The organism is Hyphomicrobium methylovorum, from assembly GCF_013626205.1.
Taxonomy (GTDB): domain Bacteria; phylum Pseudomonadota; class Alphaproteobacteria; order Rhizobiales; family Hyphomicrobiaceae; genus Hyphomicrobium_B; species Hyphomicrobium_B methylovorum.
The window spans coordinates 2,672,562-2,696,158 of the sequence record NZ_QHJE01000001.1 but is presented as its reverse complement, the minus strand read 5'-3'; the positions used below and the strand labels follow the sequence as shown (position 1 = coordinate 2,696,158).

The following is a 23,597-nucleotide window of genomic DNA, read 5'->3' as shown; positions in this document are numbered from 1 at the left end:
CTGCCGCGCCCAGGAGCGAATTTCAAAATGAACGTGGTTATCGTCGAATCTGCCGCTAAGGCCAAGACGATCAACAAATATCTAGGCCCGACCTATAAGGTCATTGCCTCGTATGGGCACGTGCGCGATCTGCCCGCGAAGAATGGCTCGGTCGAGCCGGATCACGACTTCAACATGCACTGGGAAGTGGATGGCAAGTCGCAGAAAATCATACGCGAAATCGCCGATGCAGTGAAAGGCGCCGATAAGCTGATCCTCGCGACCGACCCTGATCGCGAAGGCGAAGCCATCTCGTGGCATATCCTTGAAATTTTGCACCAGAAGAAGGCGCTGAAAAAGACCACCGAGGTCGAACGCGTCGCCTTCAACGCCATCACCAAACAGTCGATCCTTGCTGCGCTGAAAGAGCCGCGCGCGATAGACGGTCCGCTGGTTGAAGCCTATCTGGCCCGCCGCGCGCTCGATTATCTCGTCGGCTTCACGCTCTCGCCGGTGCTTTGGAGAAAACTGCCTGGCTCGCGCTCGGCTGGCCGCGTGCAATCGGTGGCGCTCCGCCTCGTTTGCGACCGCGAAGCCGAGATCGAGGCGTTCCGCACCGACGAATATTGGACGATCGAAGCCCTCCTCTCCACTGCGAAAAACGAGGACGTGAAATCGCGCCTCGTCGCCATCGACGGCACGACGCTCAAGAAGCTCGACATCAAGGACGAAGCGTCGGCAACCGCCATCAAGGCCGCCATCACGTCGCGTGACTTCCGCGTCGCGTCGATCGACAAGAAGGCCGCCAAGCGCAACCCTTATCCGCCGTTCACGACGTCTACACTGCAGATGGACGCTTCGCGCAAGCTTGGCTACTCCGCCAAGCAGACGATGCAGATTGCCCAGCGCCTGTACGAAGGCGTGGACATCGGCGGCGAGACCACGGGCCTCATCACGTACATGCGAACGGACGGCGTGCAAATCGTGCCGGAAGCCGTCAGCCAGATCCGCGATACGATTTCTGCCATGTACGGCAAGAACTACACGCCCTTCGCACGCGAATACAAAACCAAGGCGAAGAACGCCCAGGAAGCGCACGAAGCGATCCGCCCGACAGATCCTCGCCGCACACCGGATCAGATGCGCAAGCACCTGCAGAAGGATCAGGCGGCGCTCTACGATCTCATCTGGAAGCGCGCTGTTGCCAGCCAAATGGCACCTGCCGACCTCGAGCAAACCACAGCCGAAATCGAAGTTCAGGGCAGCGATGGCAAATCATACGGCCTTCGCGCAAACGGCTCGGTACTTCTCTTTGACGGCTTCCTGCGCGTCTACGAAGAAGGCCGCGACGACCGCGTCCGCACGATCGAAAAAGGCAAAGACGATACGTCCGATGCCGACGATGAAAATCGCCGCCTGCCGCCGCTCGTCGCGGGCGACAAGCTGACGGATAAGGAAGTCAACGCCGATCAGCACTTCACGCAGCCCCCGCCCCGCTTCTCCGAAGCGACGCTCGTGAAGCGCATGGAAGAACTCGGTATCGGCCGCCCGTCCACCTACGCCTCCACGATGGCCGTGCTGGTGGATCGCGACTACGTGCGGATCGAAAAGAAGCGCCTCATCCCCGAGGACAAGGGTCGCCTTGTCATCGCGTTCCTCGAAAGCTTCTTCAAACGCTACGTCGAATACGACTTCACGGCCGACCTCGAAGAAAAGCTCGATCTCATCTCCAACAACGAGCTCGACTATAAAAACGTCCTGCGCGATTTCTGGCGCGACTTCATCGCGGCCGTCGGCGAAATTCAGGATCTCCGCGTCGGCGATGTGCTCGACGCTCTGAACGAGATGCTCGGACCGCACGTCTTCCCGGACAAGGGAGACGGCAGCGATCCGCGTCTTTGCCCGAAGTGCAACAAGGGCCGCTTGAGCCTGAAAATTTCCGGCAAATACGGCGCGTTCATCGGTTGCGGCAATTACCCGGAATGCAACTACACGCGCCAGCTGACGCAAAGCGATTCCGGCGACGCCGCTCTCGATGGCAAGATTCTCGGCTACGATGATGCTGGCTCAGCCGTCACGCTTCGCACCGGCCGTTTCGGACCTTATCTTCAGTTGGGCGAACCCGAAAAAGATGAGAAGCCGAAACGCTCCAGCATTCCGCGCGGCATCGATGCCGCAACGATCGACCTCGAAAAAGCGCTGCAGCTTCTTTCGTTACCGCGCAACGTCGGCAGCCCGCCTGAAGGCGGCACAATCACCGCCGGTCTCGGCCGGTTTGGACCCTTCATCGTGCACGAGAACGATGACGCGAAGACGTACGTCAATCTCGAAAGCGTCGAAGACGTATTCACTATCGGCCTCAACCGCGCGATCACGCTGCTCGCGGAAAAACGCGCGGGCGGCGGCAAGAGCCGCTTCCAGCGCAATGCACCAAAGGTTCTGAAAGAACTCGGCGCGCATCCGACGGAAGGTGGTCCGGTGCAGGTGCTTGAAGGGCGCTACGGGCCGTACGTCACGCACAACAAGGTCAACGCCACGGTTCCGCGCGCGAAAGATCCGACATCGCTGACGCTGGAAGACGCTGTCGCGCTCATCGCCGAACGCGTCGCCAACGGCGGCGGCAAAAAGACGAAGGCACGCAAGACCGCGAAACCGAAAGCCGAGAAAGCACCGAAGGCCGCAGCCAAAGAACCCAAAACCGCGAAAGCGCCTGCTGCCAAGAAAGCCGCTGCTCCTCGCGCCGCAAAGAAAACCGCGGCAAAGAAAACTGCGTCTCCGTCGGCAGCCAAGAAGCTCGCAAAGGCCAAAGCCTGAAACAGAAATCACGAGGCTCGAAAGCCGCCACTCGCGTTCCCGCCGATCGCGGCCTCCCGAGCAAGAAGCAAATTCTAGACTTCCTCAATTCCGCTCAGGGCAAAGCGGGTAAACGCGAAATCGCGCGCGCGTTTGGCGTCTCGGGCGGCGCACGCATCGCGCTGAAACGTTTACTCGCTGAGATGGCGGACGAAGGCACGCTGGCGGGCGATAAAAAGCACCTGAAGGAAAAAGGCCGGTTGCCGGCGGTAGCGGCGCTCGAAGTTACCGGGCGTGACGACGACGGCGACCTCATCGCCAAGCCTGTCGAATGGGACGAAGCCGAAGGCAAGCGGCCCACTGTCCGGCTCAGCATGGACGGCAACGATATCGGCATCGGCGATCGGGTGCTGGCACGCCTTACGCGGCTTCCGCGCGGCGACGGGGCCACCTATGAAGGTGCCCTCGTCAAAAAGCTGCTGAAGGAAAAGCGCCGCCTGCTCGGTATCTATCGCGCCGCGTCTCGTGGGGGCGGCGGCACCATCGAACCGATCAACCGCAAAGAATTGAAAAGTTACACCGTGCTAGCGGACGACACGAACAAGGCAGCGGACGGTGACCTCGTTCGTTTCGCTTTAGCCCGCCGGGGTCGCTTCGCATCTTCGAATGCGCAAATCGTCGAAAGCCTGGGCAATCCCGACGACCAACGCCAGATCTCGCTCATCGCCGTCCACGCGCACGGCATCCCTGAAGATTTTCCCGAAAGCGTTTTGGCGGAATGCGAAACGCTACCATCCCCAACGATGGATGGGCGCGTAGACCTGCGCACGGTTCCGCTAATCACGATCGATCCGGTAGATGCCCGCGACCACGATGACGCCGTGCATGCGGAAGCGGATAGCGACGCACGCAATTCGGGTGGCTTCATCGTCACCGTCGCGATCGCCGACGTTGCGCACTACATCCGTCCCGGCTCCAAGTTAGACAAGGAAGCCCAAATCCGCGGCAACTCGGTCTATTTCCCAGACCGCGTCGTTCCGATGCTGCCGGAAAAAATTTCGAACGATCTCTGTTCGCTTCGTGAAAACGAAGATCGTCCATGTCTCGCAGTGCGTCTGGTGTTCGATCGGAACGGAGAGAAGCGCAGCCACACGTTCGTGCGCGCGATGATGCGCTCCGCCGCGAAACTGTCCTACCAGGAAGCGCAGGCAGCGATCGACGGCAATCCGTCAGACAAATGCCAGCCTTTGATGGACAGCGTACTGAAGCCGCTCTGGGCCGCGTACGAAGCCGTTGCTAAAGCGCGCGACAAGCGCGGACCGCTGGATCTCGATCTTCCCGAGCGGCGGATCCTGCTCGACGAAAACGGCCGCGTCGCGCGCGTCACGACGCCGGAACGCCTCACAGCGCATAGGCTGATCGAAGAGTTCATGATTCAGGCGAACGTCGCGGCTGCCGAAACGCTCGAACAGAAGCGTCTGCCCGTCGTCTATCGCGTTCACGATGCGCCGAGCGCCGAGAAACTGAAGGGCCTGCGCGACTTCCTCGAAACGCTCGACATGAAGGTGCCGCACGCCGGCGCGCTGAAACCGGAAGCGTTCAACAAGGTTCTGGCAGCCGCCAAAGATTTGCCGGTGCCCGATCTCATCAACGAAGTCATCCTGCGTTCGCAGTCACAAGCCGAATACACGCCGACGAACATCGGCCACTTCGGATTGAACCTGATGCGCTATGCGCATTTCACCTCGCCCATTCGGCGCTACGCCGACCTGTTGATCCACCGCGCACTCATCAAGGCTCTCAACCTCGGCCCAGATGGACTCTCGGATGAAGAAGTCCCCCGCCTCGCGAGCATCGCAAAGGCCATCTCCGATCTGGAGCGGCGCGCCATGGCCGCCGAGCGAGAGACGAACGACCGTCTGATCGCAGCACACCTCGCTGACCGGGTCGGCGCAACGTTTGAGGCGCGCATTGCAGGCGTGACGCGCTCCGGCCTGTTCGTGCGGCTGAAGGATACCGGCGCCGACGGCTACATTCCAATATCCGGCCTCGGAGACGAATATTACGAGCACGTCGAAGCTGCCCATGCGCTTGTCGGCACGCGATCCGGAACGGGATATCGACTGGGAGATGCGGTGGAAGTACGCTTGCTCGAAGCAATTCCGTCTGCGGGTGCTCTGCGGTTTGAAATGTTGACGCCACCGACACGCGGAAATTTCGGCCCCATGAAGAAGGGCGTCCGCGGCTCCCGCGGACCTAAACGGAAAACGTTCGGCAAATCCGGCCGTCGACGATAACGTCGCAGAAGTACTCGCTACGCTTGACCAAGCTCGCGTCCCGACCCATCACGGTATGATGGCTGATAATCTCCATGAAGCAACATTCGCCGATGAAACGCTGCCGCCGCGAGACGCCTGGCAGTCGATTAAGCGCGGATGGAGTTGTCGTTGCCCGGCGTGCGGAACGGGAAACCTTTACGGCAAATACCTGAAGGTCAACGACGCCTGTCCGGTTTGCCAGGCGGAAATGTACCATCATCGCGCCGATGACGCGCCGCCCTACTTTGTGATGACGATCACCGGTCACGTTATCGTCGCCGGCATCCTGATACTTGAGAAGCTCGCCTCGCCGCCCACCTGGGTTCAACTTTCGATCTGGCTGCCCGCGCTGGTCCTGTTGAGCCTTTGGCTCCTTCCGCGCGTGAAGGGTTCGCTCATCGGCTATCAATGGGCGCTACGCATGCACGGCTTCGGCACGCCCGCGGTCGATGTGGATATCCCGCCCGAGAATCCGTTGCCGCCGGTGGGCGCTGACATGCCTCCCGGGCGCTACTAACAGAGCGACGCGCGTGATGGATGCGACTGGGGCCATCGACACGGAAGATCCAACTCCGATCCGCGATGCGGCCTGCGTGATCCTCATCGATGGGCAGGATCTGGACGCCAAGCTGCTGCTCGGCCGACGTCATGCCGATCAGGTCTTTCTTCCAAACAAGTGGGTCTTCCCCGGCGGCAGAGTCGACGACGCCGATCACGAGCTGGCGAAATCTCATCCTGGCCCTTACGCACCCGCCGACCTGTTTCCATCGATCCGGCCTTTCGCCTTCGCGGCGGTTCGCGAGTTGTATGAAGAAGCTGGTTTAATCATCGGCACGGAGCTAACGCCTCAAACCGAGAAAACATCTTGGCCAGCCTTCGCCCAAACCGGATTGGCGCCAGACCCCAGCGCCCTCACACCGCTTGCGCGCGCCATCACCCCTCCCGGCCGTGTACGCCGCTATGACACGTGGTTTTTCACGGCTCAGAGACAAAGCCTCGCGGATCTGAACTCCGCGCCGGATGGCGAGCTGCTGGATCTGGCGTGGTTCACGTTGGCGGAAGCGCGCGCATTGGATCTTCCGAACATCACGCGAATGGTGCTGGAGGATATTACGAATAGCCTAGCCCACGAGGCGGATTCGCTCAGCGAGCTGATCCCTTTTTACTATTCCACCACATGCGGCTTTCAGCGCACCCTCATCTCGTGCCGCGAAGCGATCCCACCACCTTGACACAGCAAACTTCACGGCTATGGTGCGCCCTCCAACGGCTGCCAACGGCGGCACAATTTTTTCCTTAAGCGTGATTCATGGCTAAGCCTGTAACTCAGAAGATCAAGTTGTTGTCGTCGGCCGGAACGGGCTTCTTCTACGTGACGAAGAAGAACCCGCGCACGTCGACCGAAAAGCTTGTTTTCAAGAAATACGATCCCGTCGCGCGCAAGCACGTCGAGTTCAAAGAGACCAAGATCAAGTAATTGCTCGGCTAAGGCCGCCGCGTGCTTTCGAAGCCGCGAAAAAATTCGAAAAAAAATGAACGATGTGCGCTCTGGGCAGTTAAAGTGACCAGGGCCTAAAGCAAACTCGGCAGCGGGGTAAATCGTTCCGAGACAGCTTCGCGACCCTGGCCACGACCAGATGAGGTTCAAAGAGGGCGTTGTCCCTCACCCGGCTTCAGGATCGACCCAACGCAACCATCAGAGGAGGCCACTCGTTGGTCACTCGGATCGATCTGCGCCCACTCTATCAGGCTATGCGGCGGGCCCGATAGGGCGGGATCTGTGCATAGACGTACGTGCAGCACTAAGGATCCCAGTGCACGTCATCGAAATCTAAAGTTGTCCCAGCCACCCTGCAAAAGCTTCCCCTTTGGTGCCAGAATACGGAGCAGATTGCAAGAACTGCTTTACATGTGTCCACTCAGCAACGATTCGCTCGACCAGAAATCTCTCGCGGCGAGATAAGACGTTGGCACAAGACGGGAATTTAGCGGCCGAAAAATGGTCAGCCACAATTAAGCGGCGTCGGCGACGACCTGATTGCGGCCGCGCCGCTTAGCCAGATAGAGCGCATTGTCCGCCCGCTGGAACAGCGTCTCCGGCGTATCTTCGGAATTTTCCAAAACACCAATGCCGACGCTCGCCGTGATGCGGATCTGCTCACTGCCGATCTCGAAGTCGTCGGCTGCCACGCACGCCCTCAAGCGCTCTCCCACCTGATACGCATGCTTCAAATCCGTATCGGGCATGATGAGAACAAACTCTTCGCCACCGAGACGGCAGGCAAGATCGACGCCGCGTGTGTTGCGCTTCAGCCGGTCAGCGAATTCCTTCAGCACCGCATCACCGGCAACGTGGCCGTGGTTATCATTCACCAACTTGAAGTAGTCGATGTCAGCAACGAGAATCGAAAGGGCTCGGCCCGTCCGCAGCGCTTCGCCAACGAGCGTCTTGAGATGCCCTTCCATATATCGCCGGTTATGCAGCCCCGTGAGAGGATCGGTGACCGACATCTCGACGCTTTCCGCAAGTCGGCGCCGGAGAAAATCCGAGTGCCGTTTGCGCTTGATCTGCGTTTTGACGCGCGCCAGCAATTCATGGCGATCGATCGGGCGCATCAAGTAGTCGTTGACGCCCATGTCGAGACCGCGCAGCAGCCGCGCTTCATCGCCCGGCTCAACCAGCATGATGACCGGGAGATGCCGCGTCCGCTCCACCGAGCGGATCTGCGAGCAAAGCCGCAAGCCATCGGAATCCTGCAGCGAAAGACTGACGACGACGATGTCGAACTCTTCTTCCGCGAGCCGCTCAAGCGCCTGCTGAGCCGCAAACTCGGCAACGGCGGCGTTTGATTTCTTGAGAACTTCGAGAAGACGCGCGGCGGATCTGGGATGATCGTCCACGAGAAGCACACGCCCAGCGCGAGGCGAAACGGCGCGCGCATACGAGCCATCGTCCGGGATTCCCATTTCCCGGCCGGTCGATGCCCGCATCATCATCTCATCATTGAGCATCTTGAGACGCGCGAGGTTTTTAACGCGCGTAACGAGAGCAATGTCGTCCACCGGTTTGGTCAGAAAGTCGTCGGCACCGCTTTCAAGACCCAAAACCTTGTCAGACGGCTGGTCGAGCGCCGTCACCATGACAACGGGAATATGATGCGTCTGATGATTGGCCTTGATCCGGCGGCAGGCTTCAAAGCCGTCCATCCCCGGCATCATAACGTCGAGCAGAACCACGTCGACGCTTTCGCGTGCCAGAACGTCCAGCGCCTGCTGGCCACTGTTCGCGGTGAGAACTTCGAAATACTCCGCCTGCAGCCGCGCTTCGAGCAGCTTCACATTGGCCAGGATGTCGTCGACAACAAGTACGCGGGCTGTCATTGAATCTACGGTCTGAATGAATGCCGGAGAGCGGCAGGTCCTAGGCTTTCGAAGGCCCGATAAATTTACGGATCGTATCCAAAAAAGCCATCACAGAGATTGGCTTCGAGACGTAGGCCTCACAGCCACCCGATCGTATCCGCTCTTCATCACCCTTCATGGCGAAGGCAGTGACCGCCACGACAGGGATGCGCGCGAGTTCGTCGTCATCCTTGAGCCAGCGTGTAACCTCGAGGCCTGAGACCTCAGGAAGCTGAATGTCCATGAGGATCAGATCCGGCTTGTGCTTGCGCGCCAATTCAAGCGCTTCAAAACCACTCCGTGTCTGGATCGTCCGGTAGCCGTGCGCCGCGAGAAGGTCGTTGAAGAGCTTCATATTGAGCTCGTTGTCTTCAACGATCAGGACGGACTGCGTCGCCAGCCGCGGGTCCGCGCCCCGCCGCTCGACATTGGTCCCGGGCTCCTGATAGGTCATGCGAACCGCCTGCTCCCTTGTCGGCCCAAGTTGCACCGATTCTCGGCTAAACTCTCCGCCTGACTTTGCTCTTCAAAGCGGTAACCAACAGTTAACAACCTGAGACAAACGGACGTGAGCATGACGTGGCAGGATCGGAAAAAACTGAATCGAGAGAACGCTGAAGCGCTCGCGTTGCAGGTGCTTACATTTTTGCTGACCGAACCCGAGCGCACGTCGCGGTTCCTGGCGCTCACCGGCGCATCCCTCGCGGATCTCCGCCAAGATGCGCTTGCCCCCGAGTTGCAAACGTCCGCACTTGATTATCTGCTGTCGGACGAAAGCCTGCTGCTGATGTTTTGCCAGGAAGCCGGTGTTCAACCGGAGACCGTTGCGCCCGCATACGCTCTTCTCGGCGGCACCGCTTTCAACGACTGACGGACGCCAACGCACACGCCAGCAATCAAATCCTAGCGGGGCGTCTTCTCCGAGCACTTGCTCGGCTCAAGGAACATCAACTCTTTGAGGTCCCCACGGATCGCAAACTCGCCGTAGTCGATTTTGAGATCGCTCGTAACGCCGTTCTCATAATACCGGAATGACAATTCATAAGCCGGCATTTGATCTTCGTGGTCCTTCCCGGCTTCAAAATAACCGATCGTCATCGGCCAGGACTCGGATGTAGCAAGCTTATCTGCACCCTTGATCTTCGATGAAAGCGGATTTGCGCCAGGCGCAATCGCTTTGCCGATGACCGTATTCGTCAGATAGTATTTCTCGCCCTTTTCCGAACCGTCATAGAGATTGGCTGGAAAAAGCTTTACGCCGCTCTTCGCCGCTTGAACCAGCGACGTTGCATGCTGCATCGGAAAATAGATGTCTGTCGGCAGCGATAAACGTTTCTTGGCGGGCTTTACGAGATCAACGCCCACGACCGGCGTCGTGCCTTTGGTGCGCGCAGCATCGCCCTGGCTCGCATCGGCCAGTTCATCGTTCTGATACTGCGTTGAAGAAAACCGAAGCTTCTTGCCGCCCACGTCTTCCCAACTCGAATTTCTGAGATCGCTCGTCGTATCGGTGCCTTCCTGATTGGTCATCACCGTTACGAAGCGCATGTCCTGCGAGTAACCATCGCACGTGGAACCCTTGAGTTCGTACACCATGCGGCCCGTGATGCCGGTTACGCCTGAGCCCGCGTTCGCGTTATCGAGAGACAATTCATAGACGGCCCGATGCGGCTGAAAGTGCACCGTGTCATCGCCAGCCTCCGTCGCGCTGACCGGCGCCGCAAATGCGGCAAGCCCCATGCAAACGGCGACCGCCGCCGCTTGAATCCGATGTGTCATCGCTCGGCGCACCTTGTTCTCCAACATCTTCCGGCAGCAGCTTACCGGCACAATAAAGGCATTGCAAAGAGAGGGCAGCGCGACCACAAGCACAACAGAAAACGCCGAATGGAGCCGCGCATGTCGATTACCGAAAAAAGGCTGGCAGACCTGGGATTGAAACTCCCGGAGGCGCCTCAACCCGTCGCTAATTATGTTCCCTACCTTATCTCAGGCGACCAGCTTTTCATATCGGGCCAGGTCTCGAAGAATGATAGTGGCGCAATGATTACGGGATTGTTAGGCGATACCGTCTCGCCTGAAGAAGGTAACCGGGCAGCGCGTTTCTGCGCCCTCAGCCTCCTCGCTCAAGCAAAGGCCGCCCTCGGCGACCTTGACCGCGTGGTCCAGGTTTTGCGGCTCACGGGCTTTGTCGCTTCTGCGCCGGGATTTACCGGACAGCCCGGCGTGATTAACGGTGCTTCGGATCTGCTGGTCGAAGTGCTCGGAGATGCTGGCCGCCATACCCGTTCGGCAGTCGGCGTCGCCGTTCTCCCGCTCGGCGCAAGCGTCGAAATCGACGCCATATTCAAGATCCGTTGATCCGATGCTCGACCGTGAGACGTTCCTGCGTCCGGTCGCCCATCGCGGTTTGCACGATGGCGGACGCCGCATCGTTGAAAATACCGGCCCTGCATTCCTTGCAGCAATCGACAAGGGCTACGGCATCGAATGCGATATACGGCCGGTTGCCGCTGGTCTGCCGGTCGTATTTCACGACAAGACGCTACGACGCCTGACGGGCGACCGGCGCGCTTTACTGAATCTTTCCGCGCATGACTTGAGAGCGATACGCCATCGCGTTGGTGGTGAACCGGTGCTTACCTTCGCTGAGCTTCTCGACATGGTCTCCGGACGTGTTCCGCTCTTCGTCGAAATCAAAAGCGAATGGGAACCACCGAACAAATCGTTCCTCACCAAGGTTGCAAACCTGGCCTCCGCATATCGCGGGCCGCTCGCGTTGATGTCGTTCGATCCGGCGGTCATGGCCGTCATAAAAAATCTGGCACCCGCCATTCCGCGCGGCATCGTCTCCGGTAGCTACTCGGGCCCCGGATGGTGGATGCAGCAGATCGGACGGAAGCGAAGCGCAGCACTGCGCAATCTGTTGGAAGCCGGACCCGTTGCACCAGACTTCTACGCTTACGAAGTCAACGCACTTCCGACGCCGGTCACGGAATACGCTCGCCACGTCGCCGGTCTGCCGCTGCTGACGTGGACCGTACGAACGCCAAAGCAACGACGCATTGCTGCGGCGTGGGCCGACGCGATGATCTTTGAAGGCTTCGAGCCCTGATTTCGCGGAACCGTGATCCCGCATCCGAACTCCTACGCCTTTTCACCGCTTCGATCTCATGGCAACAGGGAGTTGCATACACGTCGACCTAGTCTTACCTCAGCAAAGATGCCCTCAGCCGACGAAACTGCAGTCAAACTCATAACATCGCTCGCCACGGTCGATGCCGATGATTGGAACGCGTGTGCCAATCCCGATCCAGTCACGTTCAATCCATTCGTCAGCCACGCGTTTCTGCGCGCGCTAGAAGACTCAGGTTCCGTCGGCACAGGCACCGGATGGTATCCGCGCCATCTCTTGATCGAAGACGAAAACGGTCACGTATCGGCCGCCGCTCCGGCCTACGCCAAGGCACATAGCCAAGGCGAATACGTCTTCGATCATAATTGGGCTGAAGCGTACACCCAGGCAGGCGGCCGTTATTATCCGAAGCTGCTGGTCGCCGTACCGTTCACGCCCGTTCCTGGACCGCGTCTTCTCGTCAAACCCGGTGCGCGTGCAAATTCCGACGAACAGCTTCTAGCCGCCGCCGCCATTGAAGTCGCGCGTCAGAACGGTCTTTCGTCCGTACACATGACATTCCTCACGAAAGAAACGGCCGAGAGATTACAGGCTCTTGGATTTCTTCTCCGCACCGGGCAGCAGTTTCATTGGCACAATCGGGGCTACGGCTCGTTCGACGATTTTCTCTCCACTCTATCGTCGCGCAAACGTAAGGCGATCCGAAAAGAACGCGAGGCCGCACGAGCCCCCGGAATAGAAATCGAAGAGGTGACGGGATCCGCCATCACCGAAGCGCACTGGGACGCAATGTTCGCGTTCTACATGGACACCGGCGACCGCAAGTGGGGCCGCCCATATCTCAACCGCGCGTTCTTCTCCGAAATCGGCCGCACGATGCCCGAGCACTGCCTCCTCATCATGGCCAAACGCAACGGCACCTACATCGCCGGCGCGCTCAACCTGATCGGCGGTGATTGCCTGTTCGGCCGCTATTGGGGCGCAATCGAACACATACCCGCTCTCCATTACGAGGTCTGCTACTATCAGGCAATCGATTTCGCCATTCGCCACAAGCTTCCGCGCGTCGAGGCGGGCGCACAGGGCGAACACAAACTCGCACGCGGGTACCTGCCCGTCGAAACGTATTCAGCCCATTGGATCGCCGATCCCGCGTTCCGCCGCGCCGTCGAACAAGCTCTCCGTCGCGAACGCGATATGGTTTCTCGCTATAACGCGGACTTGACCGACCTCGGCCCCTATCGCAAAGACGAAAGCTGAAGCGCGCCGACGACCGGCATCGCCCAATCATTGCGGACACCTCGCATGGCTTATGATTCAAACAATATCTTCGCCAAAATCCTGCGCGGCGAAATTCCAAGCCACAAGGTCTACGAAGACGACGATGCAATCGTCTTCATGGATGTCATGCCGCAATCTCCCGGCCATGCGTTGATTGTTCCGAAAGCAGCATCACGCAATCTGCTCGACGCAGACCCTTCGGTCCTCAGCAAAATTGTGCCCTTGGTGCAGAAGGTCGCCGTAGCCGCCAAATCGGCATTCGCTGCAGATGGCGTATCTATTGCGCAGTTCAACGAGGAAGCCGGTGGCCAAACGGTATTCCATCTGCACTTTCACGTCATCCCGCGTTACGCGGGCCAGTCTCTCATCACACATGCGCGACAGATGGAAGACAACGCTGTTCTCGCCGCAAATGCGGAAAAGCTGAAAGCCGCGCTGTCGAAATCGTAGCACGAAGCGCCCCTCCACGACCGCACTCGGCATTCGCCTGATAATCTGTTACGGTCTCCGTTTAACGACGGAGCGTTGCCATGTCCGTGATCGTCGTCTTCGGTGCCAGCCGTGGTATCGGATTAGAAACGGTGAAAACAGCGCTTATGGCGGGCCATGAAGTCCGCGCCTTCGCGCGATCAGCGCCGAAAATCGCGCTCACGCATCCCAAGCTCACGAAGATCACAGGCGACGCGCTCGTCCCCGAGGAAGTCATCTCGTCTCTGCAAGGCGCCGACGCCGTCATCCAAAGCCTCGGCGTCTCGAGTCCGTCGGATCTCATCTTCGGAACAACATTGTTCTCAAGCGCCACGCGTATACTCGTGGACGCCATGCGCGACGCCACCGTTCGCCGCCTGCTACTGGTGACCGGCGCTGGCGCGGGCAACAGCCGCGGCCGCATCAATCCTCTCTACGACAATCTGATTTTTCCGCTGCTTCTACAGCGCGTCTACAATGACAAGGACATCGCCGAAGACCTCGTCATGAAAAGCGGACTGGACTGGACCATCGCCCGCCCCGGCGGCCTCACAAATGGCGCGGCGACTGGCACCTACAAAGTCCTGATAGAACCAAAGGATTGGCGCGGCGGATTCATCTCGCGCGCCGACGTCGCCGATTTTCTCGTCAAGCACATCGACGACAAATCCTCATTTCAAACCGCGCCGCTGCTCATCAACTAGCCGCGACGCTCGCCTTCAGTCGCAACCTTTGCCATCCGTTATCGTCAAAGTTTTCCGGCGCCAGCCAAGCTTCGTAGCTTGCTTTAATCGCTGGCCAATCCCGGTCGAGCATCGCGAACCAGGCGGTGTCCCGGTTGCCTCCTTTGACAACCATGTGCTGGCGAAACAGCCCCTCATACGAAAAGCCAAAGCGTTGCGCAGCTCGCTTGGAAGGCTCGTTGTCGTTATGGCATTTCCATTCGAACCGGCGATAGCCAAGGTCTTCGAACGCATGCGCCGCAAAGAGATAGAGCGCTTCGGTCGCGACGCGCGTTCGCGCAATTGCAGGGCCCCAAAGGATTGACCCGATTTCAATAACCCCGTGCACCGGCTCGATACGCATAAACGACTGCCAGCCAGAAGCGCGTCCGCTTGCCTTGTCGACCACCGCCCAGAACAGCGGATCGCGGCTTTGCGCCATCGTTTCGAGGCGCGATTGAAAGCCATCGCGCGTTGCAGGCGGCAAGTCGAACAGATAGCGAAAGCGCTCTTCGACGCCTGGCGCTACCGCTTGTTCAAACAGAGCGTCTCCGTGTTTCGCAGGATCGAGAGGCTCAAGCCGCGCATATCGGCCATCCAAGACAAGGCGTTCGGGACGCGCCCGGTGCGTCCAGTTGGAGAGATCGTCACTCATTCGCCCATGCTCTGCTCTTATCGACCGAACGGGATCCGCACCTGAGCGCATACCCAAAAGTGGATTCAACTGAAATCCTGGCAGCCCGCAAATCCAAACACTGGATAGTCAGCATGCGCAAACAAAACGCGCCGGGATCACCGGCGCGTTTCAATTTCTCAATTTGCATTCAGAGCAAGAAGCGCTCCGTGAGGCGCAACCTCAATCGTCTTTCTTCTTGCGCGGAACGCTGGGCACGGCGCCTGACTCTTTCTTGTCGCCCTTTTCCTTCGGGCCAGCCAATGCCTTCTTCGGCGTTGCATCGGCCAGAACAGGCATCGGACCATCTTCGTCCGTTTCCTCGTCTTCAGTCGACTTACGCTTCGCCGACGGATCGAGCGGCAGGTATTCGAATGCCAACTCGCGATCCGGCCCGGTACCCTTCACGAGCACCTTCACCGTTCCGCCGTTTTCGAGCTTGCCGAACAGCAGCTCTTCCGCCAGCGGCTTCTTGATGTGCTCCTGGATCACGCGCGCAAGCGGACGGGCACCGAATTTTTCATCGTAGCCCTTCTCCGCCAGCCAAGCGGTCGCCTCTTCCGAAAGTTCGATCGAGACGCTGCGATCCGCAAGCTGCGCTTCCAGCTGGAAGATGAACTTCTCGACGACCTGCGAGATGATCTCAGGCGGAAGACCTGAGAACGGCACGATGGCATCGAGACGGTTACGGAACTCCGGCGTAAAGAGCTTCGTCACCGCTTCGGTATCCTCGCCCTCACGCTTCGAGCGATTGAAGCCCATCGGCGGACGAGCCATGTCGGACGCACCCGCGTTCGTCGTCATGATCAGGATCACGTTACGGAAATCAACGGACTTGCCGTTGTGATCCGTCAATTTGCCGTGGTCCATCACCTGCAGCAGGATGTTGAACAGATCCGGATGCGCCTTCTCGATTTCGTCGAGCAGCAACACCGAATGCGGATGCTGATCGATGCCATCGGTCAACAGACCACCCTGATCGAAGCCAACGTATCCTGGCGGCGCACCGATCAGACGCGAAACCGTGTGCTTCTCCATGTATTCCGACATGTCGAAGCGCAGCAACTCGACGCCCATGAGGTTGGCGAGCTGTTTCGCGACTTCCGTTTTGCCAACACCGGTCGGGCCCGAGAACAGATAGCAGCCGATCGGCTTTTCAGGTTCACGCAGCCCGGCCCGCGCCAGTTTAATGGCGCTCGACAGAGCCTCGATTGCCTTGTCCTGACCGAACACCAACCGCTTCAGATCGCGACCGATATGCGCGATGACCTCGGCGTCGTTCTTCGTCACAGTCTTTGGCGGAATCCGCGCCATTACCGCAACCGTCGCCTCGATCTCCTTGGTCGTGATCTTCTTGCGGCGCTTATTCTCCGGCACCAACATCTGCGACGCACCCGTCTCGTCGATCACGTCGATCGCCTTGTCGGGCAGCTTGCGGTCATGGATGTAGCGCGAGGAAAGCTCGACCGCCGCCTTGATGGCTTCGTTCGTGTACTTGACCCGGTGATAGTCCTCGAAGACCGACTTCAGACCCTTCAGGATCTCGATCGCATCCTCGACCGTCGGTTCCTTGACGTCGATCTTCTGGAACCGGCGAACAAGCGCGCGATCCTTTTCGAAGTGCTGGCGATACTCCTTGTACGTCGTCGACCCGATGCAACGCAGCGTGCCCGATTGCAACGCAGGTTTCAGCAGGTTCGACGCATCCATTGCGCCGCCAGACGTCGCGCCCGCACCGATCACGGTGTGGATCTCGTCGATGAACAGAACGGCGCCAGGAAACGCTTCGACTTCCTTCATCACGGCCTTCAGCCGTTCTTCGAAGTCGCCGCGATACCGCGTGCCAGCCAGCAACGCACCCATGTCGAGTGCAAAGATCGTTGCGCCCTTGAGAACGTCCGGCACCTGGCCGCTAACGATCTTGCGCGCAAGACCTTCCGCAATCGCCGTCTTGCCGACGCCGGGATCGCCGACGAACAGCGGGTTGTTCTTCTGGCGGCGGCACAGCACCTGAACCGTGCGCATAACCTCTGACTCGCGGCCGATCAACGGATCGATCTTGCCGTCGCGGGCCTTCTTATTGAGGTTCACGCAATAGGTGTTGAGCGCGTCGCCGGGCTTTTTCTCTTCGCCCTCAACCGCACTGACGTCATCGTCAACGCCACGGACAGTGCGCGGCTCGAACATGCCGGGCCGCTTCGCGATGCCGTGTGCGATGTACTGAACAGCATCAAACCGCGTCATCTCCTGCTCTTGCAGGAAATACGCGGCATGGCTCTCCCGCTCCGAGAAAATGCCGACGAGCACGTTTGCCCCCGTCACTTCTTCCCGGCCCGAAGTCTGCACATGCACGATCGCTCGCTGAACGACGCGCTGGAACGAATTCGTCGGATGCGCATCACGCGCCGACTTCGACACGATCGGCTTCAGCTCGTTGTCGAGGTATTCGATCAGCCGCGCACGCAGCTGTTCGAGATCGACTGAGCAAGCACGCATGACCGCAGCGGCATCGCGATCATCGACAAGCGCTAGAAGCAGATGTTCGAGGGTCGCGAACTCGTGGTGGCGTACGTTTGCATACTGCACCGCGCGGTGCAGAGACGCTTCGAGATTTTTGGAGAGCGATGTCAATCGAGTCCTACTCTTTCTCCATGGTGCACTGTAAAGGGTGGCCATGCTGACGTGAAAAGTCCATCACCTGCGTCACCTTGGTTTCAGCGACCTCGTATGTGTAGACGCCGCAGATTCCGACACCTTTGTGGTGAACGTGCAGCATGATGCGGGTCGCGTCTTCCTGTCCCTTGTTGAAGAACCGCTGCAAAACGAGCACCACGAACTCCATCGGCGTAAAGTCGTCGTTGAGCAGCAGCACTTTGTAGAGGTTCGGCTTCTTGGTTTTCGGCCGCGTCTTTGTAACGATGCCAGTCTTGCCATCGCTATCGCCGTCGTCGCGGCGCGGTCCCTTGGGCGGATCGTCGGAATTTCCTGCGAGCCGGATGACTGCCGCCATACGCAAGTTTCTATGCTCCTGTTCCATGTCGCGACTTGCGGACTTTCTGCCTCCGCGCACGCTTCAAATTTAGCCAACAACCCCTGCGCGCTGGCGGCAGAATGGCTACGCCTTCCACCCAAATAAGGGCTTCCTGCGGCCGCCCAAACCCTGCCTGTCACGCGCAATGGATTATCCGCTCCAAACTGATCCCAATATAAGCATTTACACTGGCAAAAAACAGGACGCCGGAACACCTCGCCAAATGCTTTGGTGTTATTCAGCCGGTTTATCCAAAAGTCCGTTGTCCGCCCGGCAATCTAAACCGACGTCTAGAGACCGCGACCGCGTGTTGCCCTTGCAATCGGCACTCCCGACGGCGCTTGCGCCACACAGAGACTCAATCCGATCTTGGCAAACCCGCCTTCTCGCGGCCTCAGCCTGAAAACGCACGAGTGGGCCATGTGGTTATCCTAAATTTACCGTTTCTTTTAACGTTACTTCAGTCCCTCTCACGTAAGCTCCTTTTCGCACCTTCTCCGGCCCGGATCGCCTCCGGCGCCTAAAAGGTGCCTAAAAACAGTGCTCTACTCACAAATTCAACGGGTGGGGCCAGCCTCGGGAGCCGTTTCGGCAAACCTCGAGGTACGAGAGGCAGTCAAATCCGTCTCGTTGGAGACGGGCAGAGGGATTGGACGTCGTGTTCCGACGAGCGTTCGCGTTAGCGCTGTGTATTGCGCTGCTAGCAAGCCTGTTTGCGCCGTCAGCTGACGCCGCGAAGCAGGACCCGCGCCATGCCACCCTGGTCATCGACGCCAACACCGGCGCGGTCCTCCACGACGAGAATGCCGACGCCGTCCGTCATCCCGCATCTCTGACCAAGATGATGACGCTCTACCTCACTTTTGAAATGCTACAGAATGGCCGGCTGAAAATGTCGGACCGGATGATCGTCTCAAAGGCCGCGACCAATGTCGCGCCGTCGAAGCTCGATCTGAAGGCTGGCGAAAGCATCACCGTATCCGACGCTATCAAGGCACTCGTCACGAAATCCGCGAACGATGTCGCGGTCGTAGTGGCTGAGAAGATCGGCGGCTCGGAAGCCAATTTCATACGCCTGATGAATGCGCGCGCCCGCGATCTCGGCATGACGAAGACGCACTTCAGAAATCCGTCCGGCCTGCCCGATCCCGATCACGTATCGAGCGCGCGCGACATGGCGACCCTGGGCATCCGTCTGATGGACGATTTCCCGTCCTACTATCCCTTCTTTGCGACGCGCTCGTTCGAGTACGGCAAAAAGACCTACCGCAACCACAACACAATGCTGAACACCTTCCAAGGCGTTGATGGCATCAAAACGGGTTACACGCGCGCGTCTGGATTCAATCTGGTGACGTCGGTCGTTCGCGGCAACCGTCATGTGGTTGGCGTCGTCCTCGGCGGCAAGACCGCCGCATCGCGCAACGCTGAAATGCGCGTACTGCTGACCAGAACACTTACGCGCGCGTCGACACACAAGACGCGCAAACCCCTTCTGATAGCCAAGCTCAAAATTGATCCAAAGGCCGCAGTCCGGCCGGCACGCATCGAACAGCCGCGCGTCGCGTCCGCCACGCCGCCGCCAGCACCACGGCTCGCCGCACCAAGCCGGAAAACGGCCGTCGCCGAAGCAAAACAACCAGACGCCGCCGATGAGCCAGGTTCCCGCGAAACGCCGATCCAAGTCTACAAAGTCCGCAACGTTCCTATTCTGATGAAGCCGAACGCCGCGACGCCATCGGACGACTCGACCGACATGGAAAGCGCCGCGCCTGAGCAGCGCACCGCGCCATTTGCTCCTGCGCGCGATACACTCGAACGTCCCGGCAGACCGCCTCAGGCAGATCGCCCCGGTGACATCCGCGTCGGCGATAGCGAACAACCAGCCACGATCCCGGCTTTTGCGCGCAAAAGCCTCGTCAGCGACCGCGCAATGGCATCGAACGAGCCCGAGGCAACGACCGCACGCCGCCCGGCCCCGATCGGAAATCAGGTCGCCATGCTCGGCGCATCGGACGCGATGCCTGAATCTGACGTGTCACAGCAGGCCCAGCCCGTCGCGTTTTCACAGCCACTCCCCCGGCCACGAAACTCCGCCGCTGAGCCGTCCGCACAAGGTTTCGTACGCGGTCTCGCACCGTCCACGCTCAACGCCCAAGCTGCGGCCCTTCGCGGAAGTGCGACGCCGGTCCGCAATGACGCCCCGAGGGTTGCTGTCCGCGGCGGTGGATACGAAGTCCAGATAGGCGCCTATGGCTCTATCGATGACGCCCAGCGCGCGTTGTCGTCAGTCCAGGATCGCGCCAAGCAGCTTCTGTCGGGCGTGGCATCTGTCACGCATCCGGCTGTGAAGGACGGCCATCAGATCTATCGTGCCCGCTTCGCAGGGTTTGATGCCCAACGCGCCAGCAAAACCTGCACCGAGCTTCGCCGCCGCGGCGTCGATTGTTTCGTGATGGCGAGCGAGTAGCCGCGCCCGCGCCTTCCTGCCGGCTCCCATCGGGAGTCGGAAGGCGCAAAAAACAACAACCCTCAGGTCTTGCCCGAAAGCAGCGTGTAGTTGCCCCCGGTTGCGGTAACATCGGTCGAAACAACCCGTTCAGTTGCAAACCGCATAAGATAGTTCGGTCCGCCCGCCTTCGGGCCCGTGCCCGACAATCCTTCGCCGCCGAACGGCTGCACGCCGACCACCGCCCCGATCTGATTGCGGTTGACGTAGAGATTGCCGACGCGCGCATGCTCGGCCACGTAATCAGCCACGCTTTCGATCCTGCTATGAAGGCCAAGCGTGAGGCCGTAGCCGGTTGCGTTCAACGCCTCGATCACCCTGTCCAGATGCCCACGCTCGTATCGCACCAGATGAAGGATCGGCCCGAAAACTTCCGTGTCGAGTTTCGCAAAGCGGTCGATCTCGTAGAGTGCAGGCGTCACATACGTTCCGGCACGGCAGGACTCCGGCATCGCGACATCGATGATCTCGCGGGCTTCGCGCTGCATCCGGACTTTATGACTTTCGAGCATATCCTGCGCGGCTTCATCGATCACAGGACCAATGTCAGTCGCGTAGTCGAGTGGATCGCCGACGTCGAGCGCCTCGATCGCACCGGCCAGCATCGAACGAATGCGGGGCGCGTTGTCGTCCTGCACGAACAGCACGCGCGCCGCCGAGCACCGCTGCCCGGCACTGTCGAAAGCCGAGCGCACCGCATCTCGCACGACCTGCTCTGGCAGAGCTGTCGAGTCCGCGATCATCGCGTTAATCCCACCGGTCTCCGCGATAAACGGGCAGATAACGCCACGCCGTTCTGCAAGAGCCCGCTGGATCGCCCATGCCGTCTCGTTCGAGCCGGTAAAAGCAACGCCACGAATGCGCGGATCGCGGACGAGAGCATCCCCGAGCTTCCCGCCTCCCGTAACAAAGTGCAGCGCACCAGCAGGTACGCCCGCTTCGTGCAATAGGGAGACCGCGAGAAATCCCGCAATCGGTGCCTGCTCGGCGGGCTTGGCGATAACCGTATTCCCCGCCGCCAGTGCCGCCGCGATCTGCCCCGTAAAAATCGCAACCGGAAAATTCCACGGCGATATGCAGGCAAATGGTCCGCGCCCGCGAAGCGCGAGCGTATTCTCTTCCCCCGTCGGCCCTCTGAGCGTGATCGGTTCGGCGAACAGCTTCCGCGCCTGCGTTGCGTAGTAGCGAAGATAATCGACCGTTTCACGAATTTCGCCGTGCGCAGCGTCCAGCGTCTTGCCTGCCTCGCGAATGAGCGCCGCAATCAGTTTCGCACGGTCTCTCTCGAAAAGATCCGCAGCCGCCTCAAGGATGCGCGCACGCTCTGTTGCGGGCGTCCGCTCCCAACTGAACGCTGCACCCGTGGCCGCCGCGACGGCGTCCTCCAGGTTCTGCGGAGTCGCGAGGCGCACCGTACCGATGCGTTCGCGATGATCGTGAGGTGAAACAACTAGGCCCGCAACTTCGCCACCGGTTGTCGCCTTGCCGCTGACGATAGGACCCGCCGCGAAAGGCGTCTTCAACGTTTTCGCCGCGTCATCTAACAACGCGCGCCGCACACTCGCTTCCGTGAGTGCAAGCCCGGCGCTGTTCTTGCGCTCTGGAAGAAAGATATCGCGCGGCCGTGCAATGAGGATCGGCCGATCGCCCTGTGTGTATTCGCGGTCAGCGATTTCGACGGGATCGGCGATGATGTCCGCAACGGACGTTTCGTCATCGCCAAGCCGATTGACGAACGACGTATTCGCGCCGTTCTCCAACAGCCGCCGCACGAGATACCCGAGCAGATCTTCGTGTCCGCCAACGGGCGCATAAATCCGGCACGGTCTATCGAACTGATCCGACCCGGCGATCTGCGCAAAGAGCGCCTCACCCATGCCGTGCAGACGCTGATATTCGAATTCGACCGATCCGCCCGCAACCGACGCTGCCGCAATCGTGTGCGCATTATGCGTGGCGAATTGGGGGTAGAACGCTGTTGGATCCGAGATCAGCAGCCGCATCGCGGCAAGATACGAAACATCCGTGTGCAGCTTGCGCGAGAACACCGGATAATCTTCAAGACCGCGTTCCTGCGCCAGCTTGATCTCGCTGTCCCAGTAAGCGCCTTTGACGAGCCTTACCGGAATACGTTTTCCGGTCTGCTCAGCGAGACGCCGCAACCAGCGGATCATCGGAATGGCGCGCTTGCCATACGCCTGAACCGCGATGCCGAGACCATGCCAGCCATCGAGATGCGGGTTGACGAACGCCTCTCCGAAAAGGGCGGCGGTCAGGTCCAGTCTGTCCTGCTCTTCCGCATCGATGGTCAGCCCTAGACCTTTCGCGCGCGCGGCACGAACCAGCGTCAAAAGCTGCGGCATGAGTTCGGAACGCAGCCGCCGCTCTTTTCCAGGCTCGAACCGCGGATGCAGCGCCGAAAGCTTCACTGAAATCGAAGGCCGCTCGAAAATCGCATCCGCGTTGGTCGCGGTGAACGGACCAGCGTCCGCGCCGATTGCATCGATCGCTTCCATGTAGCGCTGGAAATAGCGTTCTGCGTCATGCTCTGAGCGCGCTGCCTCGCCCAGCATATCGTAGGAATAGCGGTAGCCTTCGGCAGAACTGCGCGCGCGCGCCAATGCGCTTTGGATCGTCGTGCCGAGAACGAACTGCTCCCCAAGGAGCTTCACGGCCTGGCGCACCGCAACCCGAATTGTCGGTTCGCCGGAGCGCACCAGCAAGCGCTTCATCGCCTGCACTGGATTTGCGCCCTTCGCCTCCTTCAGCTTCATGATGCGGCCCGTCAACAACAGGCCCCATGTCGAAGCATTGACGAACATACTGTCGGAGTTGCCGAGATGCTTGTCCCACGCGCCGCTCGAAATCTTGTCCGCGATAAGCGCGTTGGCCGTTTCGCTGTCGGGCACTCGCAGGAGTGACTCCGCAAGGCACATCAGCATCACGCCTTCGTCGGTCGCGAGACCGTACTCGTGCATGAAGGCATCGACGCCCGCATGATTGCCTTTGTCCGCCCGCGCCGTCAGAACCAGACGGCGAGCGATATCGGCAATGCGCTGGCGCTCGTCTTCGGCGAAGAACGCCCGCTCGATCAGCGCCCCAACGAGGCGATGCTCGGGAGCAAGATATTGTGAGGCAAGCTCATCCCTTGGAGGAAGTCCGCGATCCATGTCTTCGCGCCGCAGTGCTGCGACCATGTTCAACCCGCTGAAATAAGGGCGCGCTAATCATTCTCGATTCGCCCAGCGCTCCAGACTAGCAGATCACCCGGCCCTTGCCGCTAGC

Annotated in this window: 19 protein-coding genes; 12 read left to right on the top strand and 7 right to left on the bottom strand. The window is 59.7% G+C overall.

What is annotated here, in order from left to right; translation table 11 throughout:
- Positions 1–27: 27 nt before the first annotated feature.
- From topA to rpmG, 5 genes are all read left to right on the top strand, one after another.
- Positions 28–2,793: a type I DNA topoisomerase gene (gene topA / locus DLM45_RS12940; protein WP_181337500.1), complete on the top strand. Its 2,766-nt coding sequence runs from the start codon at positions 28–30 to the stop codon at positions 2,791–2,793.
- Complete coding sequence (rnr, locus tag DLM45_RS12935) at positions 2,790–5,069, top strand: ribonuclease R (protein ID WP_181338324.1); 2,280 nt, start codon at positions 2,790–2,792, stop codon at positions 5,067–5,069. The genes topA and rnr overlap by 4 nt, the downstream gene beginning before the upstream one ends.
- A gap of 58 nt (positions 5,070–5,127) precedes the next feature.
- Positions 5,128–5,607: a DUF983 domain-containing protein gene (locus tag DLM45_RS12930; RefSeq protein WP_425485211.1), complete on the top strand. Its 480-nt coding sequence runs from the start codon at positions 5,128–5,130 to the stop codon at positions 5,605–5,607.
- Between the two features lie 16 nt (positions 5,608–5,623).
- Complete coding sequence (locus tag DLM45_RS12925) at positions 5,624–6,322, top strand: NUDIX hydrolase (protein WP_181337498.1); 699 nt, start codon at positions 5,624–5,626, stop codon at positions 6,320–6,322.
- A gap of 77 nt (positions 6,323–6,399) precedes the next feature.
- A complete protein-coding gene (gene rpmG, locus DLM45_RS12920) occupies positions 6,400–6,567 on the top strand; it encodes a 50S ribosomal protein L33 (RefSeq protein ID WP_013214665.1) in 168 nt (55 codons plus the stop codon).
- Positions 6,568–7,103: 536 nt separating this feature from the next.
- Here rpmG and DLM45_RS12915 read toward each other — a convergent pair.
- Both DLM45_RS12915 and DLM45_RS12910 read right to left on the bottom strand, forming a co-directional pair.
- Positions 7,104–8,471, bottom strand: coding sequence for a PleD family two-component system response regulator (locus tag DLM45_RS12915; protein WP_181337497.1), 1,368 nt, complete (start codon positions 8,469–8,471; stop codon positions 7,104–7,106).
- A 40-nt stretch (positions 8,472–8,511) separates the two neighbouring features.
- Entirely contained in the window at positions 8,512–8,946 is a 435-nt protein-coding gene (locus tag DLM45_RS12910) for a response regulator (protein WP_181337496.1), read from the bottom strand.
- A gap of 120 nt (positions 8,947–9,066) precedes the next feature.
- On the opposite strand from DLM45_RS12910, the gene DLM45_RS12905 reads away from it, so the two are divergent.
- Positions 9,067–9,363, top strand: a complete 297-nt coding sequence (locus DLM45_RS12905; protein ID WP_181337495.1) for a DUF3572 domain-containing protein — start codon at positions 9,067–9,069, stop codon at positions 9,361–9,363.
- Positions 9,364–9,395: 32 nt separating this feature from the next.
- On the opposite strand, the gene DLM45_RS12900 is transcribed toward DLM45_RS12905, so the two are convergent.
- Positions 9,396–10,271, bottom strand: a complete 876-nt coding sequence (locus DLM45_RS12900; RefSeq protein ID WP_181337494.1) for a cell envelope integrity EipB family protein — start codon at positions 10,269–10,271, stop codon at positions 9,396–9,398.
- A 120-nt stretch (positions 10,272–10,391) separates the two neighbouring features.
- On the opposite strand from DLM45_RS12900, the gene DLM45_RS12895 reads away from it, so the two are divergent.
- From DLM45_RS12895 to DLM45_RS12875, 5 genes are all read left to right on the top strand, one after another.
- Positions 10,392–10,853 carry a RidA family protein gene (locus DLM45_RS12895; protein WP_181337493.1) on the top strand — a complete coding sequence of 154 codons (462 nt, stop codon included), beginning with the start codon at positions 10,392–10,394 and terminating at the stop codon, positions 10,851–10,853.
- Between the two features lie 4 nt (positions 10,854–10,857).
- On the top strand, positions 10,858–11,607 hold the full coding sequence (locus DLM45_RS12890) for a glycerophosphodiester phosphodiesterase family protein (RefSeq protein WP_181337492.1): 750 nt from the start codon (positions 10,858–10,860) through the stop codon (positions 11,605–11,607).
- Between the two features lie 108 nt (positions 11,608–11,715).
- Positions 11,716–12,888, top strand: coding sequence for a GNAT family N-acetyltransferase (locus DLM45_RS12885; protein WP_181337491.1), 1,173 nt, complete (start codon positions 11,716–11,718; stop codon positions 12,886–12,888).
- Between the two features lie 45 nt (positions 12,889–12,933).
- Entirely contained in the window at positions 12,934–13,359 is a 426-nt protein-coding gene (locus DLM45_RS12880) for an HIT family protein (RefSeq protein ID WP_181337490.1), read from the top strand.
- An 80-nt stretch (positions 13,360–13,439) separates the two neighbouring features.
- The gene (locus DLM45_RS12875) at positions 13,440–14,081 is read left to right on the top strand and encodes an NAD(P)-dependent oxidoreductase (RefSeq protein ID WP_181337489.1); all 642 of its coding nucleotides are present in this window, start codon (positions 13,440–13,442) and stop codon (positions 14,079–14,081) included.
- Here the strand turns inward: DLM45_RS12875 and DLM45_RS12870 are convergent.
- From DLM45_RS12870 to clpS, 3 genes are all read right to left on the bottom strand, one after another.
- Positions 14,074–14,754: a GNAT family N-acetyltransferase gene (locus DLM45_RS12870; RefSeq protein ID WP_181337488.1), complete on the bottom strand. Its 681-nt coding sequence runs from the start codon at positions 14,752–14,754 to the stop codon at positions 14,074–14,076. The genes DLM45_RS12875 and DLM45_RS12870 overlap by 8 nt on opposite strands.
- 201 nt (positions 14,755–14,955) lie before the next feature.
- The gene (clpA, locus tag DLM45_RS12865; protein WP_181337487.1) at positions 14,956–17,403 is read right to left on the bottom strand and encodes an ATP-dependent Clp protease ATP-binding subunit ClpA; all 2,448 of its coding nucleotides are present in this window, start codon (positions 17,401–17,403) and stop codon (positions 14,956–14,958) included.
- Positions 17,404–17,410: 7 nt separating this feature from the next.
- Positions 17,411–17,782 (bottom strand): ATP-dependent Clp protease adapter ClpS, encoded by a 372-nt coding sequence (clpS, locus tag DLM45_RS12860; protein ID WP_210269843.1) that lies wholly within the window; start codon positions 17,780–17,782, stop codon positions 17,411–17,413.
- Positions 17,783–18,461: 679 nt separating this feature from the next.
- On the opposite strand from clpS, the gene DLM45_RS12855 reads away from it, so the two are divergent.
- Positions 18,462–20,273: a serine hydrolase gene (locus tag DLM45_RS12855; RefSeq protein WP_181337486.1), complete on the top strand. Its 1,812-nt coding sequence runs from the start codon at positions 18,462–18,464 to the stop codon at positions 20,271–20,273.
- Between the two features lie 62 nt (positions 20,274–20,335).
- Here the strand turns inward: DLM45_RS12855 and putA are convergent, their stop codons facing one another.
- Positions 20,336–23,509, bottom strand: coding sequence for a bifunctional proline dehydrogenase/L-glutamate gamma-semialdehyde dehydrogenase PutA (gene putA, locus DLM45_RS12850; protein ID WP_181337485.1), 3,174 nt, complete (start codon positions 23,507–23,509; stop codon positions 20,336–20,338).
- Positions 23,510–23,597 lie beyond the last annotated feature (88 nt).

What these genes read in the sequence shown, in the direction of transcription:
- DLM45_RS12900 (WP_181337494.1), bottom strand. Translation starts at nt 10,271, where the DNA reads ATGACACATCGGATTCAAGCGGCGGCGGTCGCCGTTTGCATGGGGCTT.
- DLM45_RS12890 (WP_181337492.1), top strand. Translation starts at nt 10,858, where the DNA reads ATGCTCGACCGTGAGACGTTCCTGCGTCCGGTCGCCCATCGCGGTTTG.
- clpS (WP_210269843.1), bottom strand. Translation starts at nt 17,782, where the DNA reads ATGGCGGCAGTCATCCGGCTCGCAGGAAATTCCGACGATCCGCCCAAG.
- DLM45_RS12870 (WP_181337488.1), bottom strand. Translation starts at nt 14,754, where the DNA reads ATGAGTGACGATCTCTCCAACTGGACGCACCGGGCGCGTCCCGAACGC.
- DLM45_RS12925 (WP_181337498.1), top strand. Translation starts at nt 5,624, where the DNA reads ATGGATGCGACTGGGGCCATCGACACGGAAGATCCAACTCCGATCCGC.
- DLM45_RS12875 (WP_181337489.1), top strand. Translation starts at nt 13,440, where the DNA reads ATGTCCGTGATCGTCGTCTTCGGTGCCAGCCGTGGTATCGGATTAGAA.
- putA (WP_181337485.1), bottom strand. Translation starts at nt 23,509, where the DNA reads ATGGTCGCAGCACTGCGGCGCGAAGACATGGATCGCGGACTTCCTCCA.
- DLM45_RS12905 (WP_181337495.1), top strand. Translation starts at nt 9,067, where the DNA reads ATGACGTGGCAGGATCGGAAAAAACTGAATCGAGAGAACGCTGAAGCG.
- DLM45_RS12910 (WP_181337496.1), bottom strand. Translation starts at nt 8,946, where the DNA reads ATGACCTATCAGGAGCCCGGGACCAATGTCGAGCGGCGGGGCGCGGAC.
- DLM45_RS12895 (WP_181337493.1), top strand. Translation starts at nt 10,392, where the DNA reads ATGTCGATTACCGAAAAAAGGCTGGCAGACCTGGGATTGAAACTCCCG.
- DLM45_RS12930 (WP_425485211.1), top strand. Translation starts at nt 5,128, where the DNA reads ATGGCTGATAATCTCCATGAAGCAACATTCGCCGATGAAACGCTGCCG.
- rpmG (WP_013214665.1), top strand. Translation starts at nt 6,400, where the DNA reads ATGGCTAAGCCTGTAACTCAGAAGATCAAGTTGTTGTCGTCGGCCGGA.
- DLM45_RS12915 (WP_181337497.1), bottom strand. Translation starts at nt 8,471, where the DNA reads ATGACAGCCCGCGTACTTGTTGTCGACGACATCCTGGCCAATGTGAAG.
- DLM45_RS12885 (WP_181337491.1), top strand. Translation starts at nt 11,716, where the DNA reads ATGCCCTCAGCCGACGAAACTGCAGTCAAACTCATAACATCGCTCGCC.
- DLM45_RS12880 (WP_181337490.1), top strand. Translation starts at nt 12,934, where the DNA reads ATGGCTTATGATTCAAACAATATCTTCGCCAAAATCCTGCGCGGCGAA.
- topA (WP_181337500.1), top strand. Translation starts at nt 28, where the DNA reads ATGAACGTGGTTATCGTCGAATCTGCCGCTAAGGCCAAGACGATCAAC.